18 protein-coding genes and 1 other annotated feature are annotated in these 15,014 nt (G+C 53.9%); of the genes, 8 read left to right on the top strand and 10 right to left on the bottom strand.

Annotated elements, in window-relative coordinates; translation table 11 throughout:
• Position 1: 1 nt before the first annotated feature.
• The 7 genes from pheT to thrS all read right to left on the bottom strand — a co-directional run bounded on the left by pheT (position 2) and on the right by thrS (position 6,868).
• Positions 2–2,389, bottom strand: coding sequence for a phenylalanine--tRNA ligase subunit beta (gene pheT / locus ABFV38_RS09075; protein WP_348959178.1), 2,388 nt, complete (start codon positions 2,387–2,389; stop codon positions 2–4).
• A gap of 15 nt (positions 2,390–2,404) precedes the next feature.
• Positions 2,405–3,388: a phenylalanine--tRNA ligase subunit alpha gene (gene pheS, locus ABFV38_RS09070; protein ID WP_021241084.1), complete on the bottom strand. Its 984-nt coding sequence runs from the start codon at positions 3,386–3,388 to the stop codon at positions 2,405–2,407.
• A 62-nt stretch (positions 3,389–3,450) separates the two neighbouring features.
• Positions 3,451–3,575, bottom strand: a sequence feature (Phe leader region).
• Entirely contained in the window at positions 3,526–3,570 is a 45-nt protein-coding gene (gene pheM / locus ABFV38_RS09065; protein WP_001386830.1) for a pheST operon leader peptide PheM, read from the bottom strand. It overlaps the preceding feature by 45 nt.
• 117 nt (positions 3,576–3,692) lie before the next feature.
• On the bottom strand, positions 3,693–4,049 hold the full coding sequence (gene rplT, locus ABFV38_RS09060) for a 50S ribosomal protein L20 (RefSeq protein ID WP_000124850.1): 357 nt from the start codon (positions 4,047–4,049) through the stop codon (positions 3,693–3,695).
• Positions 4,050–4,098: 49 nt separating this feature from the next.
• Positions 4,099–4,296 carry a 50S ribosomal protein L35 gene (gene rpmI / locus ABFV38_RS09055; RefSeq protein ID WP_001124225.1) on the bottom strand — a complete coding sequence of 66 codons (198 nt, stop codon included), beginning with the start codon at positions 4,294–4,296 and terminating at the stop codon, positions 4,099–4,101.
• Positions 4,297–4,393: 97 nt separating this feature from the next.
• On the bottom strand, positions 4,394–4,936 hold the full coding sequence (gene infC, locus ABFV38_RS09050; RefSeq protein WP_023616141.1) for a translation initiation factor IF-3: 543 nt from the start codon (positions 4,934–4,936) through the stop codon (positions 4,394–4,396).
• A 3-nt stretch (positions 4,937–4,939) separates the two neighbouring features.
• Positions 4,940–6,868, bottom strand: a complete 1,929-nt coding sequence (gene thrS / locus ABFV38_RS09045) for a threonine--tRNA ligase (protein WP_008500657.1) — start codon at positions 6,866–6,868, stop codon at positions 4,940–4,942.
• A 324-nt stretch (positions 6,869–7,192) separates the two neighbouring features.
• On the opposite strand from thrS, the gene yncL reads away from it, so the two are divergent.
• Together yncL and yniD are read left to right on the top strand one after the other, a co-directional pair.
• Positions 7,193–7,285, top strand: coding sequence for a stress response membrane protein YncL (gene yncL / locus ABFV38_RS09040; protein ID WP_021241082.1), 93 nt, complete (start codon positions 7,193–7,195; stop codon positions 7,283–7,285).
• Between the two features lie 98 nt (positions 7,286–7,383).
• Positions 7,384–7,491 carry a small membrane protein YniD gene (gene yniD, locus ABFV38_RS09035; RefSeq protein WP_008500658.1) on the top strand — a complete coding sequence of 36 codons (108 nt, stop codon included), beginning with the start codon at positions 7,384–7,386 and terminating at the stop codon, positions 7,489–7,491.
• 80 nt (positions 7,492–7,571) lie between these two features.
• Here the strand turns inward: yniD and ABFV38_RS09030 are convergent, their stop codons facing one another.
• Complete coding sequence (locus tag ABFV38_RS09030) at positions 7,572–8,330, bottom strand: YdiY family protein (protein WP_021241081.1); 759 nt, start codon at positions 8,328–8,330, stop codon at positions 7,572–7,574.
• A 295-nt stretch (positions 8,331–8,625) separates the two neighbouring features.
• On the opposite strand from ABFV38_RS09030, the gene pfkB reads away from it, so the two are divergent.
• From pfkB to ABFV38_RS09015, 3 genes are all read left to right on the top strand, one after another.
• A complete protein-coding gene (pfkB, locus tag ABFV38_RS09025) occupies positions 8,626–9,558 on the top strand; it encodes a 6-phosphofructokinase II (RefSeq protein ID WP_045336121.1) in 933 nt (310 codons plus the stop codon).
• A 106-nt stretch (positions 9,559–9,664) separates the two neighbouring features.
• Positions 9,665–9,955, top strand: coding sequence for a type V toxin-antitoxin system endoribonuclease antitoxin GhoS (gene ghoS, locus ABFV38_RS09020; RefSeq protein WP_048027535.1), 291 nt, complete (start codon positions 9,665–9,667; stop codon positions 9,953–9,955).
• Between the two features lie 105 nt (positions 9,956–10,060).
• Positions 10,061–10,921, top strand: coding sequence for a fructosamine kinase family protein (locus ABFV38_RS09015; RefSeq protein ID WP_008500662.1), 861 nt, complete (start codon positions 10,061–10,063; stop codon positions 10,919–10,921).
• Between the two features lie 36 nt (positions 10,922–10,957).
• Here ABFV38_RS09015 and ABFV38_RS09010 read toward each other — a convergent pair whose 3' ends face one another.
• Entirely contained in the window at positions 10,958–11,494 is a 537-nt protein-coding gene (locus ABFV38_RS09010; RefSeq protein WP_348959174.1) for a YniB family protein, read from the bottom strand.
• Between the two features lie 148 nt (positions 11,495–11,642).
• Between ABFV38_RS09010 and hxpB the strand changes: the two genes are divergently transcribed.
• The 3 genes from hxpB to ABFV38_RS08995 all read left to right on the top strand — a co-directional run bounded on the left by hxpB (position 11,643) and on the right by ABFV38_RS08995 (position 14,525).
• Entirely contained in the window at positions 11,643–12,314 is a 672-nt protein-coding gene (gene hxpB / locus ABFV38_RS09005; protein WP_348959172.1) for a hexitol phosphatase HxpB, read from the top strand.
• 101 nt (positions 12,315–12,415) lie between these two features.
• Positions 12,416–13,006, top strand: a complete 591-nt coding sequence (locus tag ABFV38_RS09000; RefSeq protein ID WP_014883483.1) for a metal-dependent hydrolase — start codon at positions 12,416–12,418, stop codon at positions 13,004–13,006.
• 127 nt (positions 13,007–13,133) lie between these two features.
• Positions 13,134–14,525 (top strand): L-cystine transporter, encoded by a 1,392-nt coding sequence (locus tag ABFV38_RS08995; RefSeq protein WP_045336125.1) that lies wholly within the window; start codon positions 13,134–13,136, stop codon positions 14,523–14,525.
• A 48-nt stretch (positions 14,526–14,573) separates the two neighbouring features.
• Here ABFV38_RS08995 and cedA read toward each other — a convergent pair whose 3' ends face one another.
• Positions 14,574–14,813 carry a cell division activator CedA gene (gene cedA / locus ABFV38_RS08990; RefSeq protein ID WP_045336128.1) on the bottom strand — a complete coding sequence of 80 codons (240 nt, stop codon included), beginning with the start codon at positions 14,811–14,813 and terminating at the stop codon, positions 14,574–14,576.
• Between the last annotated feature and the right edge of the window lie 201 nt (positions 14,814–15,014).

Here is a 15,014-nt window from a genome sequence, read left to right as displayed (position 1 = left end):
TTCAATCCCTCAATGATGCCTGGAATCGCTCTTTTAATGCCTCTACACATTTGGCGACGGTAGCGGCAATCTCCTCTTCTTCGAGTGTACGGCTGGTATCCTGAAGGATCAGGCTGATAGCCAGGCTCTTAAAGCCCTCTGCTACGCCCTTGCCGCGGTACACGTCAAATAAGTTTACGCCAACTACCTGATTTACGCCAACTTTCTTACATTCGGCCAAAATATCTGCTGCGGGCACATTTTCCGCGACCACAACCGCGATATCACGGCGGTTTGCCGGGAAGCGGGAGACGTCCTGAGCCTGAGGAATCACGCGGTCTGCCACCAGGTTCCATTCCAGCTCGAACACGATGGTACGGCCGTTCAGGTCCAGTTTACGCTCCAGCTCAGGGTGAACAACCCCAATAAAACCAATGCGTTTGCCGTCTAAATAGAGGGCAGCGCTCTGGCCTGGATGCAGGGCCGGGATGGCTTCTGCGCGGAATTCAATTTCAGATAATTTACCGGTCAGATCCAGAATCGCTTCCAGATCGCCCTTCATATCGTAGAAATCAACAGTGCCTTTTGCCAGGTCCCAGTGTTCTTCATAGCGGTTACCGCTGATGGCGCCAGCCAGCATGAGATCCTGACGGATGCCTAAATTTGCCTGATTATCCGGTACAAAGCGCAAACCGCTTTCGAAAATTCGCACGCGGTTTTGCTGGCGATTCTGGTTATAAACGACAGTGCCCAGCAAGCCCGTCCACAGGGACAGACGCATCGCGGACATTTCGCTGGAGATTGGGCTTGGCAGGATCAGCGCTTCCTGACCCGGGTGGATCAGCTGCTGCAGTTTTGGATCAACAAAGCTGTAGGTGATCACTTCCTGGTAGCCTTTGTCGTTCAGCATGGTTTTCACACGCTTCAGGGACAGGTCGGCTTCACGGTGGGTGCCCATCACCAGACCGGCCTGTACAGGCTCGTCAGGGATGTTGTTGTAGCCATAAACACGGGCCACTTCTTCCACCAGATCTTCTTCAATTTCCATGTCGAAACGCCATGATGGCGCAACGGCTTTCCACTCGCCCTGACCTTCGGTCACGTCGCAGCCCAGACGCTTCAGGATATCGGTCACCTGCGCATCGGCAACATGGTGCCCAATGAGACGATCCAGCTTGCTGCGGCGCAGGGTGATGGTCGCACGCTTCGGCAGCGTGGCTTCGTTGGTGACGTCGATCACCGGGCCCGCTTCGCCGCCGCAGATGTCGATCAGCAGGCGGGTGGCACGCTCCATTGCTTTGTACTGCAGCGCCGGGTCAACGCCACGCTCGTAGCGATGAGACGCATCGGTGTGCAGACCGTGACGGCGTGCGCGACCGGTGATAGAGAGCGGGCTGAAGAACGCGCACTCCAGCAGCACGTTTTGGGTTTCGTCGTTGACGCCCGAATGTTCGCCACCGAAGATACCGCCCATTGCCAGCGCTTTGCTGTGGTCAGCAATCACCAGGGTGTCGGCGTTCAGTTTCGCTTCGCTGCCGTCCAGCAGAACCAGGGTTTCACCCTCTTTCGCCATGCGCACAACAATACCGCCTTCGATACGATCTTTATCGAACGCGTGCATTGGCTGGCCCAGCTCCAGCAGAACGTAGTTGGTCACGTCAACCACGGCGTCGATAGAGCGGATACCGCAGCGGCGCAGCTTCTCTTTCATCCACAGCGGAGTTGGCGCCTTAACGTTGATGCCTTTCACCACGCGACCGAGGTAGCGCGGGCAAGCATCCGCAGCGTCAACCTGAATAGGCAGCACGTCACTGATGGTCGCTTCAACCGGCGCAATGTCCGGCGCGTTCAGTTCGGTCTGGTTCAGCACGGCAACGTCGCGCGCCACGCCGATGATCCCTAAGCAGTCGGCACGGTTTGGCGTGACGCTGATTTCGATGGTGTTGTCATCAAGCTTCAGGTACTCACGGATATCGGTGCCGATTGGCGCATCCAGCGGCAGCTCAATGATGCCGTTGTGATCGTCGGAAATACCCAGCTCGGAGAAGGAACACAGCATGCCTTCAGACGGCTCGCCGCGCAGCTTAGCCGCTTTGATTTTGAAATCGCCCGGCAGTACCGCACCGACGGTCGCCACGGCCACTTTCAGCCCCTGACGGCAGTTTGGCGCACCGCAGACGATATCCAGCAGACGGTCACCGCCTACGTTTACTTTTGTTACGCGCAGTTTGTCCGCGTTAGGATGCTGGCCGCACTCCACCACTTCGCCGACGACCACGCCGTTGAATGCGCCAGAAACCGGCTCAACGCCGTCCACTTCCAGACCTGCCATGGTGATCTGGTTAGAAAGCGCGTCGCTGTCAAGCGTGGTGTTCACCCACTCGCGTAACCACAGTTCACTGAATTTCATTGTTCTGTCCTGCCCTTATTTAAACTGTTTGAGGAAACGCAGATCGTTTTCGAAGAATGCACGTAAGTCGGTCACGCCGTAGCGCAGCATGGTCAGACGCTCCATGCCCATACCAAAGGCAAAGCCGGAGTAAACTTCCGGATCGATACCCACGTTGCGCAGTACGTTTGGATGCACCATGCCGCAGCCCAGCACTTCCAGCCATTTGCCGTTTTTGCCCATCACGTCAACTTCCGCAGACGGTTCGGTGAACGGGAAGTAGGACGGACGGAAACGAACCTGCAGATCTTCCTCAAAGAAGTTGTTCAGGAAATCGTGCAGCGTACCCTTCAGGTTGGTAAAGCTGATGTTTTTATCAACAATCAGGCCTTCCATCTGGTGGAACATTGGGGTGTGGGTCTGATCGTAGTCGTTACGATAGACGCGGCCCGGCGCGATAATACGGATTGGCGGTGCCTGATCCTTCATGGTACGGATCTGAACGCCGGAGGTCTGGGTACGCAGCAGACGCGTCGCGTCGAACCAGAAAGTGTCGTGGTCAGCGCGTGCCGGATGATGGCCAGGAATGTTCAGGGCATCGAAGTTGTGGTAATCATCTTCGATTTCCGGGCCAGTCGCCACGGTAAAGCCGAGCTCACCGAAGAAACTTTCAATGCGATCGATGGTGCGGGTAACCGGGTGCAGACCGCCGTTCTCGATGCGGCGACCCGGCAGAGAGACGTCGATCGTCTCTGCGGCCAGACGCGCATTCAGCACCGCGCTTTCCAGCTCGGCTTTACGTGCGTTCAGCGCCTGCTGTACCTGCTCTTTGGCTTCGTTAATCACCGCCCCCGCTGCCGGGCGCTCTTCTGGCGGCAGCTCACGCAGGGTTGTCATTTGAAGGGTCAAGTGCCCTTTCTTCCCAAGATATTCGACGCGGACATTGTCTAACGCGGCAACATCTGAGGCCTGATTAATGGCGGCTGTTGCACTGGCAACCAGCTCTGCGAGATGTGACATGATTTTCCTCATTATGTCGGTGCAGACACCGATTTGGTGGAGTTATTCTCTCAAATTCAGGCACAAAAAAAGCCTCCATCGGGAGGCTTATCTGGCGCTGTTTTTCGTTTCATCTTTCACGCGCTAGCCTCCTGAAGTCAGGTGCTAAAGTAAAAGAAGAAGCGGAAAATAGCAGCATTCATGCTTGCGTTACCTTGTTGGGTAAAAACCGTTGAGACCTTATTGAAAAGCCTGCACGGGTAAATGTCAATCTTCTTACAGGGTTATATGAAAAGAGGGAGCCAGGCCCCCTCTCTCAACTGGCTTATGCCAGTGCTGCTTTCGCTTTTTCGACCAGAGCGGTGAACGCTACTTTGTCGAATACTGCGATGTCAGCCAGGATCTTACGGTCGATTTCAACAGAGGCTTTTTTCAGGCCGTTGATGAATTTGCTGTAAGAAATACCGTTCTGACGTGCTGCTGCGTTGATACGCGCAATCCACAGTTGACGGAACTGACGCTTACGCTGACGACGGTCACGGTAAGCGTACTGACCTGCTTTGATAACAGCCTGGAAGGCAACGCGGTATACGCGTGAACGCGCACCGTAGTAGCCTTTAGCTTGTTTCAAAATTTTCTTGTGACGTGCACGTGCAATTACACCACGTTTTACGCGAGCCATGTGTGCTCTCCTGTATCTATTCTAAGTTAAAAAAGTTAAACGAAACGACTTATGCGTACGGCAGGCACGCGATGACCAGGCCCAGATCGCCTTTAGAAACCATGGCTTTTGGACGCAGGTGACGTTTACGCTTGGTAGCTTTCTTAGTCAGAATGTGACGCAGGTTAGCGTGCTTGTGCTTAAAACCACCTTTACCGGTTTTTTTGAAGCGCTTAGCAGCACCGCGTACGGTCTTAATTTTTGGCATTTTAATAACTTCCACTTCGCATTGTTAAATAAACGAAACATAGGCGAACAAAACCTATGAAACCCGAAGGCTCCACAGATTTTGCTGCTTGAAGGCCTTACTGTTTCTTCTTAGGAGCGAGCACCATGATCATCTGGCGGCCTTCGATCTTCGTAGGGAAGGATTCGACTACTGCCAGTTCACTCAGATCGTCACGGACGCGGTTAAGCACTTCCATACCAATCTGTTGGTGGGCCATCTCACGACCGCGGAAACGCAGTGTGATCTTGGCCTTATCGCCATCTTCCAGAAAGCGAATCAGGCTGCGGAGTTTTACCTGATAATCGCCATCGTCGGTACCAGGACGGAATTTGATTTCCTTAACCTGGATAACTTTTTGCTTCTTCTTCTGTTCCTTAGAAGACTTACTCTTTTCATAAAGGAACTTGCCGTAGTCCATGATACGACAAACTGGCGGTTCGGCGTTAGGGCTGATTTCAACTAAATCTACTCCAGCTTCTTCAGCCTTTTCGATTGCTTCTCTCAGACTCACAATCCCCAGCTGCTCGCCTTCCAGACCTGTTAAGCGAACTTCCTGGGCGCGAATCTCGCCATTGATACGATTCGGACGTGCCGTTTGAACTCGTTTTCCGCCTTTAATACCTTATTCCTCCAGTTGTTGAAGACTGCGGCTGCGAATCTCTTGTTGCAGCTTCTCAATCACTTCACTTACGTCCAGGCTGCCCAGGTCTTTACCACGGCGGGTGCGAACGGCAACTTTGCCTGCTTCCACCTCTTTATCACCACAGACCAACATATACGGGACACGACGTAAAGTGTGCTCGCGGATTTTAAAGCCAATCTTCTCATTTCTCAAGTCTGCTTTTACGCGAATGCCCGCATTTTGTAGTTTCTGCGTCAATTCTTTAACGTAATCTGCCTGAGAATCGGTAATGTTCATCACCACCACCTGCACCGGCGCAAGCCAGGTTGGGAAGAAGCCGGCGAACTCTTCGGTCAGGATGCCGATGAAGCGCTCCAGAGAACCGAGAATGGCACGGTGAATCATTACCGGCACCTGACGCTCGTTGTCTTCGCCAACATAAGAGGCGCTTAAACGCTGCGGCAGGGAGAAGTCCAGCTGTACAGTACCGCACTGCCATGCGCGATCGAGGCAGTCATACAGGGTAAATTCAATTTTCGGACCGTAGAATGCGCCCTCGCCCAGCTGGTATTCGAACGGAATGCCGTTCTCTTCCAGCGCCACGGCGAGATCCGCTTCTGCGCGATCCCAGGTCTCATCGCTACCGATACGTTTTTCCGGACGCGTTGAGAGTTTGACCACGATCTTCTCGAAGCCAAAGGTGCTGTACATATCGTAGACCATACGAATACAGGCGTTAACTTCGTCACGAACCTGATCTTCGGTACAGAAGATATGCGCATCATCCTGCGTAAAGCCACGCACGCGCATCAGACCGTGCAGCGCACCTGATGGCTCGTTACGGTGGCAGCTACCGAACTCCGCCATACGCAGCGGCAGGTCACGGTAGGATTTCAGACCCTGGTTGAAGATCTGAACGTGTCCCGGGCAGTTCATTGGCTTGATGCAGTATTCACGGTTCTCAGACGAGGTGGTGAACATCGCATCTTTGTAGTTGTCCCAGTGGCCGGTTTTTTCCCACAGCACACGGTCCATCATGAACGGGCCTTTCACTTCCTGATACTGGTACTCTTTCAGCTTGGAGCGTACGAAAGTTTCCAGTTCACGGAAGATGGTCCAGCCGTCGTTATGCCAGAACACCATACCCGGCGCTTCTTCCTGCATGTGGTACAGGTCAAGCTGCTTACCGATTTTACGGTGGTCACGCTTCGCCGCCTCTTCCAGGCGCAGCAGGTAGGCGTTCAGGGCTTTTTTATCGGCCCACGCGGTACCATAGATACGCTGCAACATCTTGTTGTTGCTGTCGCCACGCCAGTAGGCGCCGGCGATCTTCATCAGCTTAAAGTGATGACAGAAGCGCATGTTCGGCACGTGCGGTCCACGGCACATGTCGACGTATTCTTCGTGATGGTACAAGCCAGGCTTGTCATCATGCGAAATGTTTTCGTCAAGAATCGAGACCTTATAGCTCTCGCCACGCTTCACGAAGGTTTCACGCGCTTCGTGCCAGCTGACTTTCTTCTTGATGACGTCATAGTTTGTTTCGGCGAGCTCGTGCATACGTTTTTCGAGCGCGTCGATATCTTCCTGAGTCAGGGTGTGGTCAAGGTCAACGTCGTAGTAGAAACCATTATCGATAACCGGACCGATCGCCATTTTGGTGTTTGGCCACAGCTGTTTGATGGCATGGCCTAACAGGTGCGCGCAGGAGTGACGAATGATCTCCAGACCTTCTTCATCTTTTGCGGTAATGATCGCAAGCGTCGCATCGTTTTCGATCAGATCGGAGGCATCTACCAGCTCACCGTTAACGCGGCCGGCGATAGTCGCTTTCGCGAGACCAGGACCGATGTCCAGGGCAACATCCATTGGGCTAACAGCACGGTCGAAATGGCGTTGGCTGCCATCAGGAAGAGTAATTACAGGCATTTTATATCCTTATTTGCAGTGATGCCCCACACATAAGAGCATATACAAAGAAAATAATCGTGATTTGACAATAGATTACGACACCATCTGACCAACAATCGTCAAATTGGTTCGTCATCATTCACCTGCCGGAAAATCAGACAACGCCGGATATACGGCAAGCCTTGCAATGTTAACACTAACAAAAGGGAGATTGCACCCTCTGCTGGCAGATTGATGTGCTGGCACTTTCGCATGAATTTGCAGGTCGCATGATCCCGGTGCTCGCATTTCAAAGATGCTGGGCTAATCTTGAACAGGTCTTTAAACCCAAAGGTGCATACTATGAACGTATCCAGTAGAACGGTTGTGATTTTAAACATCCTTTCCGCCACAGGTTTATTGTTGATTCTCGCCGAACGATTCCACTGGTTCTGAGCCGAACCCTGCGCTGGCATAACCCAATCGTTCCTGAGTAGGGGCATATTTCGGCCCTGTTTGGTAGACTGTGGGTATCAACGAACAAGGATTAGGTTATGCCAACAAAACGATTTGCCGTAAAACACTGGAAAATGGTGCTGGTGCTGATCGCCATCTGCGGCGCAATGCTGTTACTCCGTTGGGCGGCAATGATTTGGGGTTAGGGGCGAATACAGCTCATCAGAAGGGACGTCACAAGACCAGACAGAATAAACGGGCCGACATGATCATCGGCCCGTCTTCATTACATTCTATAACCCAGTGAAACCGTGGTTCTGCGGTCGGTGTGATCCGGTGCAGATTCGGGTGGTGAAGAGTTCCAGGTCACGTTGTAGGCGACTTTCAGACCAAAGTGTTCGTTAATGGCCACGTTCAGCGCCGTCTCAGAGTTCAGCGTCGTATCGTCGGCACCAAATACAGAAACACCCTGGGTAAATTTGGTGTTGTCAGTCATCTGCCAGGCATAGGTGCCGGAAGCGTAACCGAGCGGTTGGGTTTTGGTATCGCCATTGGTGTACTCGTCATAACGCACACCCGGACCGAATTCAAAACGGAGGCTGTGTACCGGACCGTTCAGGAACTGACGACCATAACCCGCGGTGAACACGTCACGCTGGCGATAACCATTGTAACGGTCGGTTAACCAGCTTGCCTGACCAAACAGGTAATCATAGTCGGTCATGTTGTAACGGCTACGTCCGCCTACCGCATATTTCTCGGAAGAACGTTCGTCATTAGCGGACGTATTGCTGGCATTACCCCACAGAGACCAAGCGGTGGTATTACCGTACCAGGTAAGCGTACTGTCCGCCGTCAGAGAAGAGCTTTTCGTGTTACCGGATTGTGCCAGGTACCCAGCGTTCAGGTTACCTTCAAACGGTTTTTTCGCGGTGGAGGGATCGTCCATGACAGTAAAAACGGAATCATCGGCGGTCGCGTTCATAGCCGCAAACACGCCACCCGCCAGCATCAGTGCAGCGGGAACTGTCTTTAAAAGCTTCATTTTATTAAGGAGTCCGTACAACAAAAAAAGAGACCACACGGTCCCGGAATCTTTCTTGAGGATCAATGACAAGGCGTCCAGAGAAAGGTAACAAATTATAAAAAGCCGCAAATAACATAGCAATGTTTTCTTATTTCATTTTTTGAATAAGAACGATCCCAAAAAGCGTTTTATTTTATATATCTCCGGTCTTACTTTTATTCAGTATTCATATTTAAAATCATACTGTTATTTACGTTGCCTTCCTGACAAATGGTGCCAGACTAAAAGGAACCCATGCTAAAAGGAGGTAATGATGGTTTCTATCTACACCCTGACGCTCTCCCCTTCCCTTGATTCCGCCACCCTGACGCCGCAGATTTACCCGGAAGGTAAATTGCGCTGTAGCGCCCCGGTCTTTGAGCCCGGCGGTGGCGGTATCAACGTGGCGCGCGCCATTACCCACCTCGGCGGCAAGGCCACGGCCATTTTTCCCGCAGGCGGTGCCACCGGCGAACACCTGGTCTCTCTGCTGGCAGATGAACAGGTTGCCGTAGAGACCGTCGAGGCGAAAGACTGGACGCGGCAAAACCTGCATGTCCACGTTGAATCCAGCGGCGAGCAGTACCGGTTTGTCATGCCGGGCGCGAAACTCACCGATGACGAGTTTCGTCAGCTTGAAGAGAAAGTACTGACCATTGAAAGCGGCGCGCTGCTGGTGGTCAGCGGCAGCCTGCCCCCCGGCGTCAGCACGGAAAAATTAACCGCGCTTATTCAGGCGGCGCAGCAACGCGGTATCCGCTGCATCGTTGACAGCAGCGGCGAGGCCCTGCAGGCGGCCTTAGTGCCGGGCAATCTTGAACTGGTCAAACCCAACCAGAAAGAGTTAAGCGCGCTGGTCAACCGCGACTTGACGCAACCTGACGATGTGCGCACCGCCGCGCAGGAGCTGGTGCGCAGCGGCAAAGCGCGGCGCGTGGTGGTTTCCCTTGGTCCGCAGGGGGCACTGGCCGTCGATGAAACGTCGTCCGTTCAGGTTGTTCCACCGCCGATGAAGAGCCAGAGCACGGTTGGCGCGGGTGACAGCATGGTGGGCGCGATGACGCTTAAGCTGGCGCAGGGCGCGTCACTGCTGGAGATGACGCGCTACGGCGTGGCGGCGGGTAGCGCCGCTACCATCAACCAGGGCACGCGTCTCTGTTCGCTGGCCGATACGCAAAAAATTGTCGATTACCTGTCCCGAAATTAACCCCTGTTCCCCTTCATCCTTATGGAGGGGAATGTCATCACCGAGTCGCCAAACGCAAACTATCGACTATGCTAAGAAAACTTCCATGATAACAATGAGGTGAATTATGAGCAGTGGTGACATCACCCGCTACGTCGTAACCGTCAACCTTCATGAAGCATCGCTGACCGAGCTGAATGAGCTCAACAACGCCTTCACCCGGGCTAATTTTCTCCTCACGCTCACGGATGACGAGGGCAATATTCATGATTTAGGCACCCTGGCATTTGGTCTGATCGGTGCCCTGAATAAAGAAGAGGTTCATGCGCTGGCCGCCAGTCTGGTGGAAAGTGTGACCGACAAGCCAGCCGAAATTGACGTCGACACCTGGGAAAACTGGCAGAAAAAAGAACAATAAGTGCCCTGTATGAAATTAAACCGCTCAGGTGTGCGTTAGTTCGTATTTTTTTACCGCAATAATGCGCTAACTTTATGATCTGGCAGACAACATGGGAGAGTCAACATGTGGCAGGCTATCAGTCATCTTTTAAGTGAGCAGCTGGGTGAAGGTGAAATTGAACTGCGTAACGAACTGCCAGGCGGAGAGATCCACGCCGCGTGGCATTTACGCTACGCAGGGCGCGATCTCTTCGTAAAATGCGATGAACGTGAGCTGTTGCCGATATTTACCGCCGAAGCCGATCAGCTTGAACTGTTGTCGCGCAGTAAAACGGTGACGGTCCCGCAGGTGCTGGCCGTCGGTAGCGACCGCGATTACAGTTTTCTGGTCATGGAATATCTCCCCGCCCGTCCGCTGGATGCCCATAACGCTTTCATTCTTGGTCAGCAGCTAGCACGCCTCCATCAGTGGAGCGACCAGCCGCAGTTTGGTCTCGATTTTGACAATGACCTCTCCACCACGCCACAGCCCAATGCCTGGCAGCGTCGCTGGTCGACCTTTTTTGCCGAGCAGCGCATTGGCTGGCAGCTTGAGCTTGCCGCCGAGAAAGGGCTGGAATTTGGCAATATAGACGCCATCGTCGAGCACGTGCAGCAGCGTCTGGCCTCCCACCAGCCTCAGGCGTCTCTGCTCCACGGTGATTTGTGGTCCGATAACTGCGCGCTGGGGCCCAACGGCCCCTATATCTTCGACCCGGCCTGCTACTGGGGTGACCGAGAGTGCGACCTTGCCATGCTGCCGCTGCACCCTGAACAACCGCCGCAGATATATGACGGTTATCAGTCGGTTTCTCCCCTGCCGCCCGGCTTCCTCGACCGTCAACCGGTGTACCAGCTTTATACGCTGATGAACCGCGCCATACTTTTTGGTGGGGAACACCTGGTTAACGCACAGCGTGCGCTTGAGCGCATGCTTGCCGCCTGAGACGCGAACGGGTGGCCTTGCCGCCACCCGTATCGGTTACAGAAAACCGAGCAGTGAGAAGAAGAAGTATCCTGCCACGATGATCATCACGGGAAGGATATAGAGCGGGAAGATCTGCAGGAAAATGGTGTGACGCGGCACAACAATGCGGGATTCAATCTGCTCCCGGCTCATGCCTTCCGGGCCTTTGGCCTGCTCCAGAATGAGCTGGTCCTCAACGCCCTCGCGTAAAAAGCGCGTCTGACGGCTCATTCGCGCGCCAGAGGCCTGCAGCGCCAGCGCAACAAAGATCAGGGCGTATATCACCCAAAAGCCGATATTCAGCTGATGGTGAAAACCCGGGGTGGGTGAGTTAAACCAGAAGACATTCAAGAATGGCGTATTAAAACGCATCATCTCAATCATCACATGCGCAAAATCAAGCATAACCGCATTGATACCCGGCTGTTTTTCGCTGTGATCGTACATAAATTTGAGTACAGAAATCAGCGTAGAAATGACGGCAGGAATAAAAATCACCCAGCCAGCAATACGTTTTAAGACCGCAATGCGTCCAGCTTGTTGATACGTCATCAGTTCCTCTTCATAAAGACGCGTTATTTGTGCCTAAGTCTACCTGCTGGTCATCAATTTCGCCCGCTCTTTAAAAGCAATATGCTAAATTGCAGAGTGTGCTTAGCACTTATCGTCTGTCGAACACCCTGGATAAGGAGACGTTGTGATGTCGACACCGCGCCAAATTCTTGCCGCAATTTTTGACATGGATGGATTACTGATCGATTCCGAACCGTTGTGGGATCGCGCTGAACTGGACGTCATGGCCAGCCTGGGCGTGGATATCAGCCGTCGTAATGAACTTCCCGATACGCTGGGCCTGCGCATCGATATGGTGGTTGACCTGTGGTATGCCCAACAGCCGTGGGCTGGACCAGGTCGTGATGAAGTGACCGCGCGCATTATCAGCCGCGCCATTTCGCTGGTAGAAGAGAGCAAGCCGCTGCTGCCCGGCGTACGTGAGGCGGTCGCGCTGTGTAAAGCCCAGGGACTGAAGGTCGGCCTGGCCTCGGCGTCACCGCTGCATATGCTGGAAAAAGTGCTCATCATGTTTGAACTGCGCGACAGTTTCGACGCGCTTGCCTCCGCTGAGAAATTGCCTTATAGCAAGCCGCACCCGCAGGTCTATCTGGACTGTGCCGCTAAGCTCGGCCTGGATCCCCTCAACTGCGTTGCGCTGGAAGATTCCGTTAACGGCATGGTGGCCTCTAAAGCCGCGCGGATGCGCTCCATTGTGGTGCCTGCGGAAGAATGCCGCCACGATCCCCGGTTCGCGCTTGCCGATGTGAAGCTATATTCACTGGCAGAACTGACGGCGCGCCATCTGCAGGGCGGTTAACGCCCTCCTCCGGTTTGTGACAAACAGTTACACCGTCACCTCTTCCGCCTACTGTATAAAAACCCTATACTGTATGAATTGACAGTTTTGTGGGTTTTATCATGACGGCGGAAGGCCACCTGCTTTTTTCTATCGCGTGCGCAGTATTTGCCAAAAACGCTGAACTCACCCCCGTGCTGGCACAGGGGGACTGGTGGCATATCGTCCCTTCCGCCGTATTGACCTGTCTGCTGCCCGACATCGACCACCCCAAGTCCTTCCTCGGACAGCGTCTGAAGTGGGTATCGAAACCCATCGCCCGCGCGTTCGGCCACCGGGGGTTTACGCACAGCCTGCTGGCCGTGTTTGGCCTGCTGACGCTTTTCTATTTAAAAGTGCCCGAAAGCTGGATCGTCCCCGCCGATGCCATTCAGGGGATGGTGCTGGGATATTTAAGCCATATTCTGGCCGATATGCTGACGCCCGCAGGCGTACCGCTGCTGTGGCCCTGCCGCTGGCGCTTCCGTTTTCCCATCCTCGCACCGCAGAAAGGGAACCAGCTGGAGCGCGTCTTGTGCATGGCGCTGTTTGCTTACGCCGTCTGGATGCCGCAAACGTTGCCCGAAAACAGTGCAGTCCGCTGGTCTTCCCAGATGATTAATTCGCTGCAATTTCAGTTCAATCGCTTTATTCATCACCAGATTGAACAGTAAACCAACAAAATTATCCCATTTGTCATAACCCATTCCATTTGGATATAAGCGCTACATCACACTTCTGCTAACCTTCCGCCAACAGGATCGGTAAAAACCGACCCGATAATAAATCAGGAGAACGGGGATGAATTTTCCACTCATCGCGAACGTCGTTGTGTTCGCTGTATTGCTATTGCTTCTCGCGCAGGCGCGCCACAAACAGTGGAGCCTGGCGAAAAAGGTGCTGGTTGGTCTGGCCATGGGTGTCGTATTTGGTCTGGCATTACAGGCAATTTATGGCTCCGATAATCCAGTTCTGAAAGATTCCATTCAGTGGTTCAACATTGTCGGTAACGGCTATGTCCAGCTGCTGCAGATGATCGTTATGCCACTGGTGTTCGCCTCTATTCTGAGCGCCGTTGCCCGCCTGCATAACGCGACTCAGTTGGGAAAAATCAGTTTCCTGACCATCGGCACGCTGCTGTTCACCACGCTGATTGCCGCGCTGGTGGGTGTGCTGGTCACTAACCTGTTTGGCCTGACCGCAGAAGGTCTGGTTCAGGGTACCGCTGAAACGGCGCGTCTGACCGCGATTCAGACCAACTACGTTGGGAAAGTGGCTGACCTGACCGTGCCGCAGATGGTGCTCTCCTTCATTCCGAAGAACCCGTTTGCTGACCTGACCGGTGCGAGCCCAACCTCGATCATCAGCGTGGTTATTTTCGCCGCGTTCCTGGGCGTAGCGGCGCTGAAGTTGCTGAAAGACGATGCGCCAAAAGGCGAACGCGTGCTGACCGCAATTGACACCCTGCAAAGCTGGGTGATGAAGCTGGTTCGTCTGGTCATGCAGCTCACTCCTTACGGCGTGCTGGCGCTGATGACCAAAGTGGTTGCCGGCTCTAACCTGCAGGACATCATTAAGCTGGGCAGCTTCGTTGTCGCCTCTTATCTGGGCCTGGGCATTATGTTCGTGGTGCACGGCATCCTGCTGGGCGTGAACGGCGTCAGCCCGCTGAAGTACTTCCGTAAGGTCTGGCCGGTGCTGACCTTTGCCTTCACCAGCCGTTCCAGCGCCGCATCTATTCCGCTGAACGTGGAAGCGCAAACCCGTCGTCTGGGCGTGCCTGAATCTATCGCCAGCTTCTCTGCCTCCTTTGGTGCCACCATCGGTCAGAACGGCTGTGCGGGTCTGTACCCGGCGATGCTGGCGGTAATGGTTGCTCCTACAGTCGGCATCAACCCGCTGGATCCGGTCTGGATCGCCACGCTGGTCGGGATTGTCACCGTAAGCTCCGCAGGCGTTGCGGGTGTTGGCGGCGGTGCAACCTTCGCCGCACTGATTGTGCTGCCTGCGCTGGGTCTGCCCGTGACGCTGGTCGCCCTGCTGATCTCCGTTGAGCCGCTGATCGACATGGGTCGTACCGCGCTGAACGTGAGCGGCTCCATGACCGCCGGTACGCTGACCAGCCAGTGGCTGAAGCAGACCGACAAAGCGATTCTGGAAAGTGAAGACGACGCCGAGCTGGCGCACCGCTAAACACGTTAGAAATAAAAAAACCGCCTGATGGCGGTTTTTTTATGACTGTTATTCTTCAACCTCTTCATCCTGGCGGATTTGCATCGCCCACCGCTGTGCGGACTCCGGCACCGTAAAAGTGGGAGAGCGACGGAAATGCTCGCCGACCAGCACAAAGGCCACGTATTTCCCCCGTAACTGCCACACATCGCGAAAGCCCTCCACTTTCAGGGCATGGTCTGGCGGCGCGGGCTCAACGCGTGGCACATAGCTAATAACCTGGCGGTTTTGTTGACGAAGAGGTTTCATAAGCAACGGATTCACTAAAGCAAATTCTTGAAGCAGGAAAATTCTATGATAGCCGATCCTGCTGCCTTCCGTCGCGCTCCGAGTGGGTGAGATGGCTCCTTTCGCTAATCACGGCATATGAAAACTCTTAGTTCGCGAACCATGTCGCGACATTGTTCTATCCTTAATAGGGTTTTTAGCAATGGATAAAGGAGAAGCGTG

It is taken from the genome of Enterobacter cloacae complex sp. Mu1197 (assembly GCF_040059225.1).
GTDB lineage: Bacteria > Pseudomonadota > Gammaproteobacteria > Enterobacterales > Enterobacteriaceae > Enterobacter > Enterobacter quasiroggenkampii.
The sequence above is the reverse complement of the archived record's forward strand: the minus strand, read 5'-3'. Positions and strand labels throughout refer to the sequence as shown.

Excerpts from the sequence above, each read along its gene's own strand:
- pheT (WP_348959178.1), bottom strand. The coding sequence starts at position 2,389 with ATGAAATTCAGTGAACTGTGGTTACGCGAGTGGGTGAACACCACGCTT.
- pheS (WP_021241084.1), bottom strand. The coding sequence starts at position 3,388 with ATGTCACATCTCGCAGAGCTGGTTGCCAGTGCAACAGCCGCCATTAAT.
- rplT (WP_000124850.1), bottom strand. The coding sequence starts at position 4,049 with ATGGCTCGCGTAAAACGTGGTGTAATTGCACGTGCACGTCACAAGAAA.
- rpmI (WP_001124225.1), bottom strand. The coding sequence starts at position 4,296 with ATGCCAAAAATTAAGACCGTACGCGGTGCTGCTAAGCGCTTCAAAAAA.
- thrS (WP_008500657.1), bottom strand. The coding sequence starts at position 6,868 with ATGCCTGTAATTACTCTTCCTGATGGCAGCCAACGCCATTTCGACCGT.
- yncL (WP_021241082.1), top strand. The coding sequence starts at position 7,193 with ATGAACGTATCCAGTAGAACGGTTGTGATTTTAAACATCCTTTCCGCC.
- yniD (WP_008500658.1), top strand. The coding sequence starts at position 7,384 with ATGCCAACAAAACGATTTGCCGTAAAACACTGGAAAATGGTGCTGGTG.
- ABFV38_RS09030 (WP_021241081.1), bottom strand. The coding sequence starts at position 8,330 with ATGAAGCTTTTAAAGACAGTTCCCGCTGCACTGATGCTGGCGGGTGGC.
- pfkB (WP_045336121.1), top strand. The coding sequence starts at position 8,626 with ATGGTTTCTATCTACACCCTGACGCTCTCCCCTTCCCTTGATTCCGCC.
- ghoS (WP_048027535.1), top strand. The coding sequence starts at position 9,665 with ATGAGCAGTGGTGACATCACCCGCTACGTCGTAACCGTCAACCTTCAT.
- ABFV38_RS09015 (WP_008500662.1), top strand. The coding sequence starts at position 10,061 with ATGTGGCAGGCTATCAGTCATCTTTTAAGTGAGCAGCTGGGTGAAGGT.
- ABFV38_RS09010 (WP_348959174.1), bottom strand. The coding sequence starts at position 11,494 with ATGACGTATCAACAAGCTGGACGCATTGCGGTCTTAAAACGTATTGCT.
- hxpB (WP_348959172.1), top strand. The coding sequence starts at position 11,643 with ATGTCGACACCGCGCCAAATTCTTGCCGCAATTTTTGACATGGATGGA.
- ABFV38_RS09000 (WP_014883483.1), top strand. The coding sequence starts at position 12,416 with ATGACGGCGGAAGGCCACCTGCTTTTTTCTATCGCGTGCGCAGTATTT.
- ABFV38_RS08995 (WP_045336125.1), top strand. The coding sequence starts at position 13,134 with ATGAATTTTCCACTCATCGCGAACGTCGTTGTGTTCGCTGTATTGCTA.
- cedA (WP_045336128.1), bottom strand. The coding sequence starts at position 14,813 with ATGAAACCTCTTCGTCAACAAAACCGCCAGGTTATTAGCTATGTGCCA.